The 18,815-nt window shown below is 60.9% G+C and carries 21 protein-coding genes; 8 read left to right on the forward strand and 13 right to left on the reverse strand.

From position 1 onward, the window contains the following. Positions 1–282 precede the first annotated feature (282 nt). On the forward strand, positions 283–2,391 hold the full coding sequence (locus D886_RS0112125; protein WP_027594190.1) for a molybdopterin-dependent oxidoreductase: 2,109 nt from the start codon (positions 283–285) through the stop codon (positions 2,389–2,391). Positions 2,392–2,482: 91 nt separating this feature from the next. Beyond that, on the forward strand, positions 2,483–2,818 hold the full coding sequence (grxD, locus tag D886_RS0112130; protein ID WP_012313029.1) for a Grx4 family monothiol glutaredoxin: 336 nt from the start codon (positions 2,483–2,485) through the stop codon (positions 2,816–2,818). Between the two features lie 56 nt (positions 2,819–2,874). Here grxD and bfr read toward each other — a convergent pair whose 3' ends face one another. Together bfr and D886_RS27770 are read right to left on the reverse strand one after the other, a co-directional pair. Further along, positions 2,875–3,348 (reverse strand): bacterioferritin, encoded by a 474-nt coding sequence (gene bfr / locus D886_RS0112135; protein ID WP_027594191.1) that lies wholly within the window; start codon positions 3,346–3,348, stop codon positions 2,875–2,877. Between the two features lie 201 nt (positions 3,349–3,549). Then, entirely contained in the window at positions 3,550–3,768 is a 219-nt protein-coding gene (locus D886_RS27770; protein WP_081717488.1) for a bacterioferritin-associated ferredoxin, read from the reverse strand. Between the two features lie 210 nt (positions 3,769–3,978). On the opposite strand from D886_RS27770, the gene D886_RS0112140 reads away from it, so the two are divergent. Then, positions 3,979–4,581 (forward strand): peroxiredoxin, encoded by a 603-nt coding sequence (locus tag D886_RS0112140; RefSeq protein WP_027594192.1) that lies wholly within the window; start codon positions 3,979–3,981, stop codon positions 4,579–4,581. 177 nt (positions 4,582–4,758) lie between these two features. Here D886_RS0112140 and rnt read toward each other — a convergent pair whose 3' ends face one another. Together rnt and pyrC are read right to left on the reverse strand one after the other, a co-directional pair. Continuing rightward, positions 4,759–5,370 carry a ribonuclease T gene (rnt, locus tag D886_RS0112145; protein ID WP_371097688.1) on the reverse strand — a complete coding sequence of 204 codons (612 nt, stop codon included), beginning with the start codon at positions 5,368–5,370 and terminating at the stop codon, positions 4,759–4,761. A 59-nt stretch (positions 5,371–5,429) separates the two neighbouring features. Further along, entirely contained in the window at positions 5,430–6,476 is a 1,047-nt protein-coding gene (gene pyrC, locus D886_RS0112150) for a dihydroorotase (protein ID WP_027594194.1), read from the reverse strand. Positions 6,477–6,606: 130 nt separating this feature from the next. Between pyrC and D886_RS0112155 the strand changes: the two genes are divergently transcribed. Both D886_RS0112155 and D886_RS0112160 read left to right on the forward strand, forming a co-directional pair. Continuing rightward, positions 6,607–7,563 (forward strand): OmpA family protein, encoded by a 957-nt coding sequence (locus D886_RS0112155; protein ID WP_027594195.1) that lies wholly within the window; start codon positions 6,607–6,609, stop codon positions 7,561–7,563. A 294-nt stretch (positions 7,564–7,857) separates the two neighbouring features. Next, positions 7,858–9,075, forward strand: a complete 1,218-nt coding sequence (locus D886_RS0112160; RefSeq protein ID WP_027594196.1) for an argininosuccinate synthase — start codon at positions 7,858–7,860, stop codon at positions 9,073–9,075. 70 nt (positions 9,076–9,145) lie between these two features. On the opposite strand, the gene D886_RS0112165 is transcribed toward D886_RS0112160, so the two are convergent. Beyond that, positions 9,146–9,580, reverse strand: a complete 435-nt coding sequence (locus tag D886_RS0112165; protein WP_027594197.1) for a hypothetical protein — start codon at positions 9,578–9,580, stop codon at positions 9,146–9,148. 368 nt (positions 9,581–9,948) lie between these two features. On the opposite strand from D886_RS0112165, the gene D886_RS0112170 reads away from it, so the two are divergent. Further along, complete coding sequence (locus D886_RS0112170; RefSeq protein WP_027594198.1) at positions 9,949–10,575, forward strand: response regulator transcription factor; 627 nt, start codon at positions 9,949–9,951, stop codon at positions 10,573–10,575. Positions 10,576–10,618: 43 nt separating this feature from the next. On the opposite strand, the gene D886_RS28360 is transcribed toward D886_RS0112170, so the two are convergent. The 7 genes from D886_RS28360 to metG form a co-directional block, all read right to left on the reverse strand. Beyond that, positions 10,619–10,795, reverse strand: a complete 177-nt coding sequence (locus D886_RS28360; RefSeq protein ID WP_027594199.1) for a PA3496 family putative envelope integrity protein — start codon at positions 10,793–10,795, stop codon at positions 10,619–10,621. Positions 10,796–10,899: 104 nt separating this feature from the next. After that, positions 10,900–11,538 (reverse strand): endonuclease III, encoded by a 639-nt coding sequence (gene nth, locus D886_RS0112180; RefSeq protein ID WP_027594200.1) that lies wholly within the window; start codon positions 11,536–11,538, stop codon positions 10,900–10,902. A gap of 4 nt (positions 11,539–11,542) precedes the next feature. Next, positions 11,543–12,055, reverse strand: coding sequence for an Rnf-Nqr domain containing protein (locus D886_RS0112185; RefSeq protein WP_027594201.1), 513 nt, complete (start codon positions 12,053–12,055; stop codon positions 11,543–11,545). Next, positions 12,048–12,647 carry an RnfABCDGE type electron transport complex subunit G gene (locus D886_RS0112190; RefSeq protein ID WP_027594202.1) on the reverse strand — a complete coding sequence of 200 codons (600 nt, stop codon included), beginning with the start codon at positions 12,645–12,647 and terminating at the stop codon, positions 12,048–12,050. The genes D886_RS0112185 and D886_RS0112190 overlap by 8 nt, the downstream gene beginning before the upstream one ends. Next, positions 12,644–13,627 carry an RnfABCDGE type electron transport complex subunit D gene (locus D886_RS0112195; RefSeq protein ID WP_033694177.1) on the reverse strand — a complete coding sequence of 328 codons (984 nt, stop codon included), beginning with the start codon at positions 13,625–13,627 and terminating at the stop codon, positions 12,644–12,646. Before D886_RS0112195 ends, D886_RS0112190 begins: the two co-directional genes overlap by 4 nt. Next, the gene (locus tag D886_RS0112200; protein ID WP_027594204.1) at positions 13,624–14,172 is read right to left on the reverse strand and encodes an Rnf-Nqr domain containing protein; all 549 of its coding nucleotides are present in this window, start codon (positions 14,170–14,172) and stop codon (positions 13,624–13,626) included. Before D886_RS0112200 ends, D886_RS0112195 begins: the two co-directional genes overlap by 4 nt. A gap of 87 nt (positions 14,173–14,259) precedes the next feature. Next, entirely contained in the window at positions 14,260–16,299 is a 2,040-nt protein-coding gene (gene metG / locus D886_RS0112205; RefSeq protein ID WP_027594205.1) for a methionine--tRNA ligase, read from the reverse strand. A gap of 158 nt (positions 16,300–16,457) precedes the next feature. Between metG and apbC the strand changes: the two genes are divergently transcribed. Further along, a complete protein-coding gene (apbC, locus tag D886_RS0112210; protein WP_027594206.1) occupies positions 16,458–17,552 on the forward strand; it encodes an iron-sulfur cluster carrier protein ApbC in 1,095 nt (364 codons plus the stop codon). 142 nt (positions 17,553–17,694) lie between these two features. Here the strand turns inward: apbC and D886_RS0112215 are convergent, their stop codons facing one another. Beyond that, the gene (locus D886_RS0112215; protein ID WP_027594207.1) at positions 17,695–17,904 is read right to left on the reverse strand and encodes a cold-shock protein; all 210 of its coding nucleotides are present in this window, start codon (positions 17,902–17,904) and stop codon (positions 17,695–17,697) included. Positions 17,905–18,244: 340 nt separating this feature from the next. On the opposite strand from D886_RS0112215, the gene dcd reads away from it, so the two are divergent. Next, positions 18,245–18,811, forward strand: a complete 567-nt coding sequence (gene dcd / locus D886_RS0112220) for a dCTP deaminase (RefSeq protein ID WP_012313046.1) — start codon at positions 18,245–18,247, stop codon at positions 18,809–18,811. Positions 18,812–18,815 lie beyond the last annotated feature (4 nt).

The raw sequence follows: 18,815 nt of genomic DNA on the forward strand, positions 1-18,815 counted from the left end.
CACGGGGCGGACGAAATAGGGAAAGGCGCAATACTATAATTAAATGTCGCCTGAAACCAAGAGGGGAAACAGCAGCTCTGTTGCAAAGGGTGTCGTTACCCCTTGAGCGTGCGCTGTTTTTTATTTGCTACAGAGGTTGTACACGGCTTGCCCGCAATTTGGCAAATGCGTGTCGCGAATCGTTTGCCTGATGTCGGGGAATTCACAGCGCAAAGCGCGCTGGCGAGGGCCGTGGGCCGGGCGCATAGTCGTGATCGGACCCATCACAACGCAGAGGCGGCCATGACCAAGACCCTGCATCACCGTGCCTGTCACTTGTGCGAAGCCATTTGCGGGCTGAACATCGAAGTCAGCCATGAAGACGATGGCCGGGCGCTGATCAGCTCGATCAAGGGCGACCCCGATGACCCGTTCAGCCGTGGCCATATCTGCCCCAAGGCAGTGGCCTTGCAAGACATCCAGAACGACCCCGACCGCCTCCGTCAGCCGCACCGTCGGGTTGGCGAACGCTGGCAGACGATCGGCTGGGACGAGGCCTTCGCCCTGGCGGCCGACAAGCTGTGGGCCATCCAGCAGGCGCATGGTCGCAACGCGGTGGCGGTGTATCAAGGCAACCCCAGCGTGCACAACTACGGGCTGATGACCCACAGCAACTATTTCCTCGGCTTGTTGAAGACCCGCAACCGGTTTTCGGCCACCTCGGTGGATCAGTTGCCCCAGCACCTGACCAGCCACCTGATGTACGGCCACGGTCTGCTGTTGCCGATCCCGGACATCGACCACACCGACTTCATGTTGATTCTGGGCGGCAACCCGTTGGCCTCCAATGGCAGCATCATGACCGTGCCAGATGTGGAGAAGCGCCTGAAGGCCCTGCGTGCCCGGGGCGGTCAACTGGTGGTGGTGGACCCGCGGCGCAGCGAAACGGCGGCCATGGCTGACCGCCACGTGTTCATCCGCCCCGGCGGCGATGCAGCATTGCTCAGTGGCCTGCTCAATACCCTGTTCGACGAAGGCCTGACCCGCACGTCGCACGTGCCGGTCAAGGGTGTTGATCAGGTGCGCAACGCAATTGCCCCGCTGACCGCTGAAGCCATGAGCCCGCTGTGCGGCATTGCCGCTACCGATATTCGCCAGCTGGCGCGTGATTTTGCGGCTGCCGACAAGGCCGTCTGCTATGGCCGCATGGGCGTATCGACCCAGGCCTTCGGCACCGTGTGCCACTGGCTCGTGCAACTGATCAACCTGGTCACCGGCAACCTGGATCGGGTGGGCGGCGCCCTGTGTACCGAGCCTGCAGTCGACTTGGTGGCGAGTACCTCGGGTGGGCATTTCAATGCCTGGCAAAGCCGGGTTTCGGGGCTGCCGGAGTACGCCGGCGAGCTGCCGGTGGCTGCACTCGCCGAAGAAATGCTCACGCCCGGTGACGGCCAGGTGCGGGCGCTGGTGACCGTGGCGGGCAACCCGGTGCTGTCCACGCCCAATGGTCGACAGCTGGACGAGGCGCTGGAGGGGCTCGAGTTCATGCTCAGCATCGACCTTTACATCAACGAGAGCACCCGCCATGCTGATTTGATCCTCCCTTCCACGTCGGCGCTGGAGAACGACCACTACGACAGCACCTTCAACTTGCTGGCGGTACGCAACGTGACGCGCTTCAACCGCGCGATCCTCGCCAAGCCAGAAGGCGCGTTGCACGATTGGGAGATCTTTGTCGGCCTGGCCAAGGCCTTTGCCGAGCGTGCGGCAATGGAGCTCAAGCCGACCCTGCCCCCGGCGCAGATGATCGACTGGGCTTTGCGCAAGGGGCGCTATGGTGATGAATCGGCCTGGAAGCTCTCGATCGAAACACTGGATCGACACCCCCACGGGCTCGACCTGGGGCCGCTAGGCGCCAATCTGCAAGCGCGCCTGCGCACCGCCAGCCAGGCCATCGAGGCGGCCCCTCAGGTGCTGCTCGACGACTTGGCCAGGCTTGCCCGGCAGGCACCGTTGGCCGCAGGGGCGCTGTTGTTGATTGGCCGCCGCCATGTGCGCAGCAACAATTCATGGATGCACAACTTCCACCGGCTGGTCAAAGGCAAGCCGCGCCATCAGCTGTTGATGCACCCTGATGACCTGCTGCAACGGCAACTGCAGGATGGCCAGCGCGTGCGCATACGTTCGCGTACCGGCACCCTTGAGGTTGAAGTGCAGGCGTGTACCGACATGATGCCGGGCGTGGTCAGCCTGCCACACGGCTACGGCCATGGTCGCCAGGGCGTGCACCTGCAGGTCGCCCAGGGGCAACCCGGGGTCAGTGCCAATGACCTTACCGATGAGCGTTTGCGCGATCAGGTGTCGGGCAATGCCGCCCTCAATGGCGTGCCTGTGCACGTCGAGGCCGCCTGAGCAACGGCAAGGCCGAGCATACCGCTCGGCTTTCCGATACAATGCGTCACCGTGCCGACCATCGAGTCGGAAAGTTCAGACGAGGTGTTCCATGGATATCATCGAAACGATCAAAGAGCAGATTGCCAACAACACCATTCTGCTTTACATGAAAGGCTCGCCGAATGCCCCGCAGTGCGGGTTCTCGGCCAAGGCATCGCAAGCTGTGATGGGTTGTGGCGAGAAGTTCGCCTACGTCGACATCCTGCAGAACCCGGAAATCCGCGCCAACCTGCCCAAGTACGCCAACTGGCCAACCTTCCCGCAACTGTGGGTAGCAGGCGAGCTGGTCGGCGGTAGCGACATCATGCTGGAAATGTTTGAAAACGGTGAGCTGCAAACCTTGATCAAGGATGCTGCTGCCAAGGCGAAGGCTTCTGAAGCCTGATCCTCGAACGTTCATAAAAAAACCCGCTCATGGCGGGTTTTTTTATGGGCGGGATTTTACTCTTCGCCCATCTGCGACTGCAGGTAGTTCTCGATGCTGATCTTGTCGATCAGGCTCAGCTGGGTTTCCAGCCAATCGATGTGCTCTTCCTCGGACTCGAGGATGTCTTCGAGCATTTCACGCGAGCCGAAGTCGCCAACGGTTTCGCAGTGAGCGATGGCGGCTTTAAGGTCGATCAGGCCTTTCTGTTCGATCTTCAGGTCGCACTCGAGCATTTCTTTGGTGTGCTCGCCGATCAGCAGCTTGCCCAGGTCCTGGACGTTCGGGATGCCTTCGAGGAAGAGAATACGCTTGATCAATTTGTCAGCGTGCTTCATCTCGTCGATGGATTCCTTGTACTCGTGCTTGCCGAGTTTGTTCAGGCCCCAATCTTCGTACATGCGTGCGTGCAGGAAGTACTGGTTGATCGCGACCAGCTCGTTTCCGAGGATCTTGTTGAGATGCTGGATGACGCTTACGTCGCCTTTCATGACGGGTTCCTGCCCTGTAGAAGTGTGCCAATACAGAGAAGTTTGAGCCTGATACTTAGGGCTGTCAAACCTAAGTTATTGAATAATAAGTGAAAATGAATAGGAATAAGAATGTTTGTGAAGCGCGTTGGAGTGCTAAGTTATTGAATTGCGGGCATAAAAAAACCGGACGCTAGGTCCGGTTCTTCAAAATAGGGGGTTTCAAGCGGCAGTAAATTCTACCGGATAGGGCAGGGCAGCCTGGCTGACCTGAAGATCGGTCAAGGTGTCGCGGACCACTTGCTTGGCAAGGCAGGCACATTTACCGCATTGGCTGGCGACGTTGGTCGCGGCTCGAACTTCCTTGTAGCTGCAGCATCCGTCATAGATCGCATCGCGGATCTGTCCGTCGGTCACGCCGACACAAAGACACACATACATAAAGTCGGACCATCGCTGGTTGAGATGGTCTGGAGCTTAATGGTAATGAGAATGCTTGTCAAAAGACTTTCTGAGAGGGGCGTGCTTGAGCGACCGGCGGTTGGATTCGGTCTGTCATGAGAAGCCGTGTATGATGGTCGGCCTTTGTTGGATGTCGGGCAAGCCCGTCTGGCCCGGCAAACGGTTTTTCACCCTCATCAGGAGATAACAATGAGCGTACTCGTTGGTAAACAAGCCCCCGACTTCACCGTTCCCGCTGTACTGGGCACTGGCGAAATCGTCGACAGCTTCAACCTGGCCTCGGCCATCAAGGGCAAGTACGGCCTGGTGTTCTTCTACCCGCTGGACTTCACCTTCGTTTGCCCGTCCGAGCTGATCGCCCTGGACAACCGCATCCCAGACTTCCAGGCTCGCAACGTTGAAGTGATCGGCGTTTCGATCGACTCGCACTTCACCCACAACGCCTGGCGTAACACCCCGGTCAACAACGGCGGCATCGGCCAGGTGAAGTACACCCTGGCTGCCGACATGACCCACGAAATCTGCAAAGCCTACGACGTTGAGTCCGAAGGTGGCGTGGCCTTCCGTGGTGCCTTCCTGATCGACACCAACGGTGTTGTCCGTTCGCAGATCATCAACGACCTGCCACTGGGCCGTAACATGGACGAGCTGCTGCGTCTGGTTGACGCCCTGCAATTCCACGAAGAGCACGGCGAAGTCTGCCCTGCCAACTGGAAGAAAGGCGACAAAGGCATGAACGCTTCGCCAGAAGGCGTTGCTGCATACCTGAGCGAGAACGCTGGCAAGCTGTAATTGCCAAGCGCATAAAAAAACCGGCCCTGGTGGCCGGTTTTTTTGTGCCTGGAATTTGAGTCTTCCAGTGTCTGTTCTGCTCTCATCGCTGGCAAGCCAGCTCCCACAGGTACCCCACAATATTCAAGCCTGTGGTAATCCTGTGGGAGCCGGCTTGCCGGCGATGAGGCATTCAACTCAGTCGTTGAAATCGCGCCAGCCGCCCATTTCCTTCCAGCGGTTGACGATGCCGCAGAACAGCTCGGCCGTCTTCTCGGTGTCGTAGCGCGCCGAATGCGCCTCACGCCCGTCAAAGTCGATGTCGGCACTCTGGCAGGCCCGCGCCAGCACGGTCTGGCCATACGCCAGGCCCGCCAGGGTGGCGGTGTCGAAGCTGGAGAACGGGTGGAAGGGGTTGCGCTTGAGGTCGTTGCGGTTGACCGCCGCATTGAGGAAGCCCAGGTCGAAGCTGCTGTTGTGGCCGACCAGGATTGCGCGCTTGCAGCCGTTGGCCTTGAGCGCTTTGCGCACGCCGCGGAAGATATCGGTCAGCGCGCTTTCTTCACTCACTGCCATGCGCAGCGGGTGGTCCAGCTTGATGCCGGTGAACTCCAGTGCGGCAGCCTCGATATTAGCCCCCTCGAACGGCTCTACCCGGTGGAAGTAGGTGTGTTCGGGGAACAGGAAGCCTTTCTCGTCCATGCCGATGGTGACGGCGGCAATTTCCAGCAAGGCATCGGTGGCGCTGTTGAAACCGCCGGTCTCGACATCCACCACCACTGGCAGGTAGCCACGGAAGCGCTCAGCCATCGGGTGGCGCGAGCCGCTGCCGGCCTGGCCGTCCTGATCGTCTTCGTAGAGGTCTTCGCTCACGCGTTTTCCTCCAGCAGGCGCCAGCGCAGCTTCTCGCCGGCACGCAGCGGTACCACGGTCTGCTCGCCAAACGGCAGGCTTTCAGGGGCAGTCCACTCTTCGCGGACCAGGGTGATGGTGTCGGTGTTCGCCGGCAGGCCATAGAAGGCCGGGCCGTGCAAGCTGGCGAAGCCTTCGAGTTTGTCCAGCGCGTTACGCTGCTCGAAAGCTTCGGCGTACATCTCGATGGCCGCGTACGCGGTGTAGCAGCCGGCGCAACCGCAGGCCGCTTCCTTGGCGTGACGGGCGTGAGGGGCCGAGTCGGTGCCGAGGAAGAACTTCGGGCTGCCACTGGTGGCAGCATCCAGCAGCGCCACCTGGTGGGTGTTGCGCTTGAGGATCGGCAGGCAATAGAAGTGCGGGCGGATGCCGCCAACCAGCATGTGGTTGCGGTTGTACAGCAGGTGCTGGGCAGTAATGGTGGCACCGACGTTGGCCGAGGCCTCGGTGACGAACTGCGCGGCATCGCTGGTGGTGATGTGTTCGAACACCACTTTGAGCGTCGGGAAGCGTTCGACCACACGGCGCATGTGCTCGTCGATGAAGCGCTTCTCGCGATCGAACACGTCGATCTCGCTGCGGGTCACTTCACCGTGCACCAGCAGCGGCATGCCAACGTCGGCCAGCGCTTCGATAGCGGGGAAGATGTTGTCGATGCTGGTCACGCCTGAATCGGAGTTTGTCGTGGCGCCGGCCGGGTACAGTTTGGCGGCGTACACGATACCGCTGGCCTTGGCCGCGCGGATGTCTTCGGGGCTGGTGCGGTCGGTGAGGTAAAGCACCATCAGCGGTTCGAAGCGGCTGCCGGCCGGGCGCGCGGCAAGGATGCGCTCACGGTAGGCGCCAGCTTCGACGGCATTGCGCACCGGCGGTACGAGGTTGGGCATGATGATGGCACGGGCGAAGGTACGCGCCACATCGCCAACGGTATGGGGCAGGACGGCACCATCGCGCAGATGGATGTGCCAGTCGTCGGGACGCAGGAGGGTCAGGCGATCGGACATTGGGGATTCCAGGCGGGTCGAACTCAAGGCCCAATGCTACCGGAAAACCCTGGGCCGAGCACGGCTATCAAGTTTTTCGGGTGGCGTCCGATACCCTGCAGGTAAGCCGTCAGAATTTGTGGAGCCGCCCGTGCGCCAGCGTTACCTAGCCCTGTTGACCCTGTTCGCCAGCCTGCCGACCGGTGCACTGACTTTCCAGACGCGCATGGAGAACATTGCCTGGCAAGTCGAGGGCGACCAGTTCGAGTGCCGCCTGATCCAGCCGATCGACGGTTTTGGCAGTGGCGAATTCGTGCGCCGGGCCGGTGAGCTGCCGGTGTTCCAGCTGCGTTCGCACAGTAACGCGCTGGGGGCTGGGTCTGCCACGTTGCTGGCCGCAGCGGCGCCTTGGCAGCCGGGGCGTGGTGATATCAACCTGGGTGTGGTGCGGATGGCACGTAGCGGCGTGCTGTTCAGCTCATCCCAAGGGCAGGCCGGCCGACTGATCAATGGTTTGCTCGATGGCCGCAGCACGGTGGTGCGCAACTACACCGGCGAGGCGGGGCGGGCAATGGAGGTGCGGGTACTGCCGGTGAGTTTCGCCAAGGCCTACAGCGACTACCAGGCCTGTGCCAGCAAGTTGCTGCCGATGAATTACGACCAGGTGAGGCAGACGCAGGTGGGCTTCCCGGGGGGCGGCATCGATCTGGACGATTCGGCTCGAGCCCGGCTGGACGTTGTGCTGGATTACATGAAGGCCGACCCGACGGTTAACCACATCGAGCTCGACGGGCACTCCGACAACAGCGGAAACCGCCTGACCAACCGTGACCTGTCGCGCCGCAGGGCAGTGGCAGTGGCGGACTACTTCAAGGCCCATGGCGTGCCCGAAGCGCAAATCACCGTGCGCTTCCATGGCGAGCGCTACCCATTGGCGAAGAACAACAATGCCGCTAACCGGGCTCACAATCGGCGGGTGAGTATAGCGCTGGGCCGGGTTGCGGAGGTTGAGAAACCGGTGGAGAAGCCGGTTGAGCAAACAGTGCCAGCTGCTGCTCCGGCGCCAGCTAGCCCTGCTGCCGTGGCGCCAGGGGCGAAGCTACCCTGAGGTCGTGGGGCATGGTAAGTGATTGCATCAGGGTCATTAGGGGTTCGCCACAACATTTTCAGCGCCTGTGAGATCGAGCGCCGCCCGCGCGGCGCTCGATCTGATAGGCGCTACACCTCTCAATCCATGCCCCCGCATGCCCAGACCGCAATACCTCCCAAGCATCCATTCAGGCAACGTCGCGCCCTCGACAATTACTGTCGCTTTGTCGTCAGAAGCTGTCGCCCCACTGTAAATTTTTCCATAACGCCGTTAGAATCGACCCCTTTCCGTACAACCCCGTGGAGTGATGGCATGGCGGACGTAAATAAGGTCGTACTGGCGTATTCCGGCGGCCTTGATACTTCGGTGATTCTCAAGTGGCTGCAGGATACCTACAACTGCGAAGTGGTGACCTTCACCGCTGACCTGGGTCAGGGCGAGGAGGTCGAGCCGGCCCGTGCCAAGGCACAGGCAATGGGTGTGAAAGAGATCTACATCGACGACCTGCGCGAAGAATTCGTGCGTGACTTCGTGTTCCCGATGTTCCGCGCCAACACCGTCTACGAAGGCGAGTACCTGCTGGGTACCTCCATCGCCCGTCCGCTGATCGCCAAGCGCCTGATCGAAATCGCCAACGAAACCGGCGCCGACGCCATTTCCCACGGCGCGACCGGCAAAGGCAACGACCAGGTACGTTTCGAGCTGGGTGCCTACGCGCTCAAGCCGGGCGTCAAGGTCATCGCCCCATGGCGTGAGTGGGACCTGCTGTCCCGCGAGAAGCTGATGGACTACGCCGAGAAGCACGGCATCCCGATCGAGCGTCATGGCAAGAAGAAATCGCCGTACTCGATGGACGCCAACCTGCTGCACATTTCCTACGAAGGCGGTGTCCTGGAAGATACCTGGACCGAGCACGAGGAAGACATGTGGCGCTGGAGCGTCTCCCCGGAGAACGCTCCGGACCAGGCTACCTACATCGAACTGACCTACCGCAACGGTGACATCGTTGCCATCGATGGTGTCGAGAAGTCTCCGGCTACCGTCCTGGCTGACCTGAACCGCATCGGTGGTGCCAACGGCATCGGCCGTCTGGACATCGTCGAGAACCGTTACGTCGGCATGAAGTCGCGTGGCTGCTACGAGACCCCTGGCGGCACCATCATGCTGCGCGCCCACCGTGCGATCGAGTCGATCACCCTGGACCGCGAAGTCGCTCACCTGAAAGATGAGCTGATGCCGAAGTATGCCAGCCTGATCTACACCGGTTACTGGTGGAGCCCGGAGCGCGTGATGCTGCAGCAGATGATCGACGCTTCGCAGGTCAACGTGAATGGCGTGGTACGCCTGAAGCTGTACAAGGGCAATGTCACCGTTGTCGGCCGCAAGTCGGACGACTCGCTGTTCGATGCCAACATCGCGACCTTCGAAGAAGACGGCGGCGCTTACAACCAGGCCGACGCTGCGGGCTTCATCAAGCTCAATGCACTGCGCATGCGCATTGCCGCCAACAAGGGCCGTTCGCTGCTCTAAGTACTGGCAAGCGTTGCACGAACCCCGGCTCAGGCCGGGGTTTTTTTTTGCGGCGTTATGCCAATGGCTTTTAAGCCTTGTGATTGACGACGTCCTCCTGAAGCGCACTGATAGACAGGCGTGCGCATTGGCGCTTGTCCAGATTAAGGAAGTGCCACGTGCGTGTTGATTCAGGCGCGTGTGCGAGTGCCACGAGGATATGCTGTTCCAGCCTTTGTTGTGCATCGGGGCCAGTAAAGATAACGGTCACAGGTTCAGGCGATTCAGCCTCTGGGTTGTCGGTTGTTACTTTTTTTAGGGCAGGGTTGTAGAACGACTTGTAATTGAAGTTCAACGTTAGAAAGAACAAGGCTGTAAGGAAAAACGGAAAGCCGACCAGAAACCAGGTATAGAGACTTTGGCTGGATTCGCTGAGAAACGGCAGTGTTGCAAGGGCGGATGCTTCGATGATCCCCGCGAAGATAGCAATGATCGTCAGCGGGGCGACAGGTTGTACGTCGGGCATGATGGCTGTCTCCTGCGGTTTTGCTCATCATTACCGTACTGTTATGCTCAACTAAAGGCTGTAGTGTTTCCCGACTGCGCATTGTCGGCACAACGGCGGGTGCCTGATTTTTTTCGCGCATTTAAAGTGGCCTATTCTTCGCGCGGAAGTGTGTTTTCAACTGGTTCATTCGATCGGGTCAGTGCTACGTTTCTTGCGAGACATGAACACTCACGATTAGCGTGCTGCAAGGTTTTGTGTAGGAAATTTCTGTAAGTGTTGTAGGGCTCGTCTATTCATGAGTTTCATTGACAAATCGTCGCGCCATTAAGCGTTCTGTCGGTTATCGTGGCGTGCCACAGCAAAAATAATGAATGAATGGATATCACATGAATAAAGTCCTTATCGTGGATGACCATCCGGTCATACGCCTGGCCGTGCGCATGCTGATGGAGCGGCATGGGTATGACGTCGTTGCGGAAACCGATAACGGCGTGGCTGCCTTGCAACTGACGCGTGAGCACCTGCCGGATATCGTGGTGCTGGATATCGGGATTCCCAAGCTCGATGGCCTTGAGGTCATCGCCCGCATGGCGGCATTCAGCCCCAGCAGCAAGGTGCTGGTGCTCACCTCCCAGGTACCTGGGAACTTCTCGATGCGTTGCATGCAGGCGGGGGCGGCGGGTTATGTGTGCAAGCAGCAGGAGCTGACCGAGCTGCTAAGCGCCATCAAGGCGGTGTTGTCAGGCTACAGCTATTTCCCTAATCAGGCCTTGCATGCCTCGCGAGGCAGGGGCAGCGGTGGCAGCGAGACGGACATGGTCAACCGTCTCTCGGCCCGGGAGATGACCGTTTTGCAACAGCTGTCGCGCGGGCGCTCGAACAAGGAAATTGCCGACAGCATGTTCCTCAGCAACAAGACTGTCAGCACCTACAAGTCCCGTTTGCTGCTCAAGCTCAACGCCCGGTCGCTGGTAGACCTGATCGAGCTGGCACAGCGCCACGGGTTGAACTGACCGCTGCGCTGCAAAGCCTCCCGGTGGGAGGCTTTGCAAGGGTCTATAAGTCGTAGTCGAAATCGGCCAGTTGCTTCTGCAGGCGTCGCTCTTCCAGCAGGTTGTCGATGGTGCGACGTTTACTGAGGTTGGTCTTTGCAGTCTCTACCTGGGGCTCCGCTTCATCATCTGCGGCAACAAAATCATCTTCGATTGACAGGTCGTCTTTATCAGCACTCATGAGTCGCTCCAAGCCAAGGGGCCGTTGGCCGTCCTTATAACCAGAAAGCTGACGCTGGTAAAAAAGATTTTTTCAATCGCCCAGGGTGGTTTTTAACTATCGGCTCAATCGTCAGACGTCTTGTGCTTGTATTCGCACAGGTCTTCGATTCGGCAGCTCCCACAGCGGGGCTTTCGCGCCTGGCATACATAGCGCCCATGAAGGATGAGCCAGTGGTGGGCATCGAGCAGGTAGGGCTTGGGCACGAACTTGATCAGCTTCTTCTCGACTTCCAGCACGGTTTTACCGGGCGCGATACCGGTGCGGTTACTGACCCGGAAAATATGCGTGTCTACCGCCATGGTCGGCTGCCGGAACGCCGTGTTGAGGACCACGTTGGCCGTTTTGCGGCCCACACCGGGCAGTGCTTCCAGCGCTTCGCGGGTTTCAGGCACCTGGCTGCCATGGCGCTCGATCAAAAGCCGGCAGGCTTCGATCACATTCTTGGCTTTGCTGTTGTAGAGCCCGATGGTCTTGATGTATTCGCTCAGCCCTTCGACGCCCAGGGCGTAGATGGCCTCCGGGGTATTGGCGACCGGGAACAGCCGGGCGGTGGCCTTGTTGACGCCTACGTCGGTGGATTGCGCTGAAAGGGTCACGGCGACAAGCAACTCAAATGGCGTGGTGTAGGCCAGTTCCGTTTTCGGGTCAGGGTTGTCTTCGTGCAGCCTGCGAAAGATCTCCAGGCGTTTTGCGGCATTCATGGACTCAGGGCTTTCCTTGAAGACGTGGGTGGGCAGGGCCCGGACGCAGGTGATTGTACAGGGCCAACAGCAGTCCGAGCAGTAGCAGTGCGCCCGGGGCGAGGTTGGCAAGTTGCACGCCCAGCCCTTGGCGACAGGCGCCGAGCACAAGGTATGCAGCCAGCAGGCCACCCAGGTGCAGTAGCAATGAGCGCCATCGACCTGCTTCCGGCAGCAGCCGGTCCATTGCCAGGCACGTCAGGCACAACAGGGCGGGGTACGGGCCCAAGAGCAGCGCCATGGGCAGCAGCCAGGCACGCAGGGCCAATTGCAGGCAACTGGCCAGGCCAGCGAGTATCAGCAGGCTTGCCAGCACGTAGGCCGCCCCATGCAGGCGGTTGCGCAATGGCATCAGCAAGGCTTGATGCAGGCCAACCATCAACACCGCGCACCCGCCCATGACAGCCGCCATGGGCAGCGTTTGCGTCGTCCCTAACAGCGGGGCGAGGGCGGCGACCAGCACGTAGTCCCTATTCATGGGGGAAGCCCTCAAGGAGTGCGTGACGATGCTCATCGAAGTAGCGCAGGGCATCTTGCAGCGCCTCGATCACTGCCCGCGAGGTGACTGTTGCGCCTGCCAATTGGTCGAAGTCGCCTTGGTCACGCTTCAGTGCCCAGTGATCACCTAGGCTGCGATTGGCAAACTGCGTCAGCCAGTGCACCTGCGGGTCGGCAAGGCGCCCGCCGAGCCCGGGGCTTTCCTGCTGCTCGACCACCTGGCTGCCCAGCAGGCGCCCGTCAGGCGTGATGGCGATGGTCAAGACGATCGGCCCAGCATAGCCCTGGACCTGGGTGATCAGGACGACCGCTGCAGGTGTGCCCGCCAGCGTTGCCCGATAGGCCGACACGATGCGGCTGTGCGCAAGTTGTGCATCGGGCGTTGGCAGGGGGGTATCCAATGGGTGATTGTCGTAACTGGCCTCGGGGAGCACTGCCAGCCGCTGGCGGCTCTGCAGCTGTTTTTCGGCTTCGCCGATAGTGGGCGTGGTCCATGTGCGCCAGATCAGCGTCGTCGACAAGGCCAACGCCGCTGTCGCCAGCAACACTGCCGCCTGCGCGAGGCGCTTCATCGGGCAGCCTCTTGGCGGCGCAAGGCCAGCCGTTCAAGGCTGGGGACCATGAGGTTCATCAGCAGGATGGCGAACGCCGTGCCATCGGGGTAGCTGCCCCAGGTGCGGATCAGGTAGATCAGCAGGCCTGTGCCAAAGCCGAACAGCAGCTTGGCCCACTCGCTTTTGGGGCTGGAGACAGGCTCGGTGGCAATGAAAAAAGCCGCCAGCATGGTCGACCCAGAGAACAGGTGCAGCAAGGGCGAACCGTTGGAATCGGAGCCTGAGCCGTTCCAGCCCAGCAGGCTGAACAACATCAGGCCAGCCAGCAAACCCACGGGCGCATGCCAGCTGAACACTTTGCGCTGAAGCAGAAACAACCCGCCCAGCAGAAACGCCAAGTTGACCCATTCGCCGCCGCGCCCACCGATGCTGCCGAACCCGGGGTGGCTGGCGAACAGTTCATCGATGGTCAGGCTGCGGTTGTGGCGCAGGCCGTCGAGTATTGTCGGTTGTGCCCAGGCATCGATGTGCTCGCCGCCGCCCACTACCTGCTGCAGGCTCTCGAGCAACCCCGGCGCGTGCCCTGGCCAATGGTTCATCTGCAACGGGAAACTCAGCAGTACGAAGGCGTAGCCCACCATGGCTGGGTTGAACAGGTTGCGGCCGACACCGCCGAAGGCCTGTTTGCCAACCCCGATCGCCACCCCAGCAGCGACCATGGGCAGCCACCAAGGGGCCAGCGCAGGAAGGGCGGCCGCCAGCAGCACCGCAGTGACCAGCGCACTGCCGTCGCTCAGCGTCGCACCTACAGGTTGGCCGCGCAGGGCCAATAGCAGCGCTTCGCAGAGCAACGCTGCACTGGCACACAGCAGCAGGTTGCACAGCAGCCCCCAGCCCTGCACCCACAGCAGTGCTAGCAAACCGGGGGCACAGGCCAGTAGCACCAGGCCCATGCTGGTACGCAGGCGTGGGTCAGGCTTTGCCTTGGTCGGGGTCATTGCGCAAAAAGTCCGTTGAAACCGGAAAATGCCAAGGCCATGATGCCCGCACCGAGCAATTCGACTGGCAGGCCACGCAGGGCAACAGGTATGTCGGCATGGGCGCTGCGCTGGCGCAGGTCCGCGAACAGGGCCAGCGCAAGCCACAAGCCCACGCCGGCCAGCAGGCCTTTGCTCAGCGTCGCGAGCCAGGCCGTGCCAGCGCTTGTCTCCTCCAGGGCCAACCCCAGCACGGCGACGTTGCTCAGCAGCACTGCAGGCAGGTCTGCCACGGGCCAGTCGGCGCGTAGCCTGCCCAGCGCCGATGGCACGCCGTAGGCCAGCAATGCCAACCAGGGCAGCAACAGGAACAGGCTCAGGTCGTGGAGCTGCCAAGGGGCGAGCACCAGCCACCTGAGCAGGTGAGCGCCGATCATGGCGAGTGCCACGGACAAGGCGCAGGCCAGGCCGAGCACATGCACGCGCAGCCACGATATTGGCTGTTGCTGCAGGCACAGGTGATTGATCAGGGTGGCGCTGATCAGGACCAGAAGGTAGTCACTCATGACATGACGATAGCCGGGAATCGTGTCGATTGTCCGGCATTCAGCGGGTGATAGAACAGCCCCGGCACAGAGGCCGGGGCTGGGGGCTTACTTGATGCGTTGGCCTGGCTTGGCGCCACTGTCCGGGCTGAGCAGGTAGATTTCTTCACCGCCAGGGCCGGCAGCCATGACCATGCCTTCCGACACGCCAAAGCGCATTTTCCGAGGCTTGAGGTTGGCGACCATCATGGTCAGGCGGCCTTCCAGCTTGGACGGGTCGGGGTAGGCCGACTTGATGCCGGAGAACACGTTGCGGCGTTCGTCACCGATGTCCAGCGTCAGTTGCAGCAGCTTGTCGGCACCGGGTACGGCCTCGGCCTTGACGATCAGGGCCACGCGCAGGTCGACGGCGGCAAAGGTATCGAATTCGATTTCCGCCGAGAGCGGGTCCTTGGCCAGTTCGCCATTGCCGGCCGGCGCCTGGGCTTCGGCGGCCAGTAGGTCTTCTTTGCTGGCAGCGACCATGGCTTCGACCTTGGCGGGTTCGATACGGCTCATCAGTGCCTTGAAGGCATTCAGGCTGTGGTTTTCCAGGCGCGACTGGTGGTCGTTCCAGGTCAGCGGCGCGACATTGAGGAAGGCCTCGGCGTCGGCAGCCAGCACCGGCAGTACCGGCTTGAGGAAGATCACCAACTGGCGGAACAGGTTGATGCCTTGGGCGCAAATGGCCTGGACTTCGTCCTGCTTGCCTTCCTGCTTGGCCAACGACCAGGGTGCTTTGTCGGCGATCCAGGCGTTGGCGCGGTCGGCCAGGGCCATGATTTCACGCATCGCGCGGGCGAAGTCACGGCTCTCATAGGCTTCGGCGATGGACGGCGCAGCTGCCAGGAAGGCTTCGGTCAGCTCGGGTGCGGCATCACCGGCTACCATCACGCCGTCGTTGCCTTTGTGAATGAAGCCTGCGCAACGGCTGGCGATGTTGACCACCTTGCCGACCAGGTCGGAGTTGACCTTCTGCACGAAGTCTTCCAGGTTCAGGTCCAGGTCATCGACGCCACGGCCCAGCTTGGCCGCGTAGTAGTAACGCAGGTATTCCGGCTGCAGGTGATCCAGGTAGGTACGGGCCTTGATGAAGGTGCCGCGCGACTTGGACATCTTGGCGCCGTTGACGGTCAGGTAGCCGTGCACGTTGACCGCAGTTGGCTTGCGGAAGCCCGCGCCTTCGAGCATCGCTGGCCAGAACAGGGCGTGGAAGTTGACGATGTCCTTGCCGATGAAGTGGTACAGCTCGGCGCTGGAGTCTTCCTTCCAGAAAGCATCGAAATCCAGCTCTGGGCGGCGCGCGCAGAGGTTCTTGAAGCTGGCCATGTAGCCGATTGGCGCGTCCAGCCAGACGTAGAAATATTTGCCCGGCTCGCCCGGGATCTCGAAGCCGAAATACGGCGCATCGCGGGAGATGTCCCACTCTTGCAGGCCCGAGTCCAGCCATTCGGCGAGCTTGTTGGCGACGGCATCCTGCAAGGTGCCGCTACGGGTCCACTGCTGCAGCATGGCCTGGAAATCAGGCAGCTTGAAGAAGAAGTGCTGGGAGTCACGCAGTACCGGGGTGGCACCGGAGATGGCCGACTTGGGGTTCTTCAGCTCGGTTGGGGCGTAGGTTGCGCCGCACTTCTCGCAGTTGTCGCCGTACTGGTCTTCGGCCGCGCACTTGGGGCAGGTGCCCTTGATGAAGCGGTCGGCCAGGAACATGCCCTTTTCGGGGTCGAAGTACTGGGTCACCGAACGGGTGGCAATGTGGCCGGCGTCACGCAGGCGCGTGTAGATCAGGCTGGACAGCTCGCGGTTTTCTTCGCTGTGGGTTGAGTGGAAGTTGTCGAAATCCACCAGGAAGTCAGCAAAGTCGCCGCTGTGCTCGGCCTGGACATTGGCAATCAACTGCTCGGGGGTGATGCCTTCCTTCTCGGCGCGCAGCATGATGGCCGAACCGTGGGCGTCATCGGCGCAGACATAAATGCACTGGTTGCCGCGTAGTTTCTGGAAGCGGACCCACATGTCTGTCTGGATGTACTCGAGCATATGGCCAAGGTGGATCGATCCATTGGCATAGGGCAGGGCGCTGGTGACGAGAATCTGACGTGGCTCGGACATGGTGGCTCGGCTACTTATCTGGCTACGGGGTAAAAATGAGGGTGATCGGCCACTATAAAGGGCTGGCGAAGATATTTCACCCCACAGACGCACCTGCTGACGATTGACGGGTTAGGATAGGCGCCTGTTTTACATTCAGTTTGCCAATGGGAGTCTCCATGAGTGCCGTCACCCGTGCCGCCGTCGAAGGCGTGCTTCGCCAGTACACCGACCCCTACCTGAACCAGGATCCGGTCAGCGCCGGCTGCGTGCGCGCCGTGGATATACAGGGCGGGCAGGTCAGTGTGCAGTTGCAACTGGGGTATGCCGCTGGGTTGTTCAAGAACGGTTGGGCCCAGGTGCTGCAGACCGCGATCGGCAACCTTGACGGCGTCAGCAGCGCCCAGGTGTCGATCGACTGCGTGGTCGCCGCGCACAAGGCCCAGGCCCAGGTGCCGGCCATGGCCAACGTCAAGAACATCATCGCCGTGGCCTCGGGCAAGGGGGGCGTCGGCAAGTCGACCACTGCTGCCAACCTGGCTTTGGCCCTGGCCCGTGAAGGCGCCCGGGTCGGCATTCTCGACGCGGATATCTATGGCCCTAGCCAGGGCGTGATGTTCGGCATCGCAGAAGGCACCCGGCCACAGATTCGCGATCAGAAGTGGTTCGTGCCGATCAAGGCGCACGGTGTAGAAGTCATGTCCATGGCGTTTCTCACCGACGACAACACGCCGATGGTGTGGCGCGGCCCGATGGTGTCGGGTGCGCTGTTGCAGTTGGTGACCCAGACCGCCTGGGATGACCTTGATTACCTGGTCATCGACATGCCGCCAGGCACCGGCGACATTCAGCTGACCCTGGCGCAGAAAGTGCCGGTGGCGGGCTCGGTGATCGTCACCACCCCGCAGGACCTCGCCCTGCTGGACGCCAAGAAGGGCGTGGAGATGTTCCGCAAGGTCAATATCCCGGTGCTGGGCGTGGTCGAGAACATGGCCGTGCACATCTGCTCCAACTGCGGCCATGCCGAGCACCTGTTCGGCGAAGGCGGCGGTGAGAAGCTGGCAGCCCAGTACGGTGTCGACCTGCTGGCCTCGCTGCCGCTGTCGATGTTGATCCGCGAACAGGCCGACAGTGGCAAGCCGACGGCGATTGCCGAGCCGGAAAGCCAGATCGCCATGGTGTACCAGGAGCTGGCCCGCCAGGTCGGTGCGCGGATCGTGCTGCAGGAAGCCGCAGCGCCGGCGATGCCGAGCATCACCATCAGCGAGGATTGACCTGAGAAACCCCCTCCTACAGGTACACCACAGGCCTGTAGGAGCGGGTTTACCCGCGAAGAAGCCAGCACCGGTTTCAGCCAGGCATAAAAAAACCCGCCAGAAGGCGGGTTTTTTTGAAAGCTAGAAAGCTGAGATCGACTTAGGCGATCTGAACTTCTTCAGCCTGCATGCCTTTCTGGCCGCGGGTAGCGACGAAAGTAACAGCCTGGCCTTCTTTCAGGGTCTTGAAGCCGTCAGCTTGGATGGCTTTGAAGTGCACGAACAGGTCGTCACCCGACTGAGGGGTGATGAAGCCGTAGCCTTTCTCGTCGTTGAACCACTTAACAACACCGTTTTGGCGATTGGACATGTTTCTGTCTCCTTGGACAAAGTTGATTACGGTCAGGAAAAACCCTGCCCGGGACTGAGTGCAAAGAGAGCAGAAAATTCAGATATGGGCCGATCAGGATCGTGCGTCAAACTAGAGATTCTCGGTGTCACGTGCAGCACAGTGGCGTCACCTTAACCCACTTTCCGCAACCTGCCAATGGCCAGAAGCCGCTTTACTGAAATTCAGATCGGTGGCAGCTGTAGCCCCCGCCTGGCGGGGATTGTAGCAAGAATGCAGGATGGAACTTTGAAGAGGGCGCTGGGACCGGTAAGATGCGCCTCACGATTTTCACCTCGCAACTCTTCAGGACACCCCCGCCATGAGCATCAAATCGGACAAGTGGATTCGCCGCATGGCGCAGGAACACGGCATGATCGAACCGTTCGTCGAGCGCCAGGTGCGCGGCGAGCACGACAGCCGAGTCATCTCTTTCGGCGTCTCCAGCTACGGCTACGACGTACGCTGCGCCGACGAATTCAAGGTGTTCACCAACATCAACTCGGCCACCGTCGACCCGAAAAACTTCGACGCCGGCAGCTTCGTCGACGTCAAGAGCGACGTCTGCATCATCCCGCCAAACTCCTTCGCCCTGGCCCGGACCGTGGAGTATTTCCGCATTCCACGCAACGTGCTGACCATTTGCCTGGGCAAAAGCACCTATGCGCGCTGCGGCATCATCGTCAACGTCACCCCGCTTGAACCCGAGTGGGAAGGCCACGTGACCCTGGAATTCTCCAACACCACCACCTTGCCGGCAAAAATCTATGCCAACGAGGGTGTGGCGCAGATGCTTTTCCTCGAGTCCGACGAAGAGTGCGAAGTGTCCTACAAGGACCGCGGCGGCAAGTACCAGGGCCAGCGCGGCGTCACCCTGCCACGCACCTGAGCCG

The organism is Pseudomonas sp. LAIL14HWK12:I7 (assembly GCF_000483465.1).
Classification (GTDB): domain Bacteria; phylum Pseudomonadota; class Gammaproteobacteria; order Pseudomonadales; family Pseudomonadaceae; genus Aquipseudomonas; species Aquipseudomonas kermanshahensis.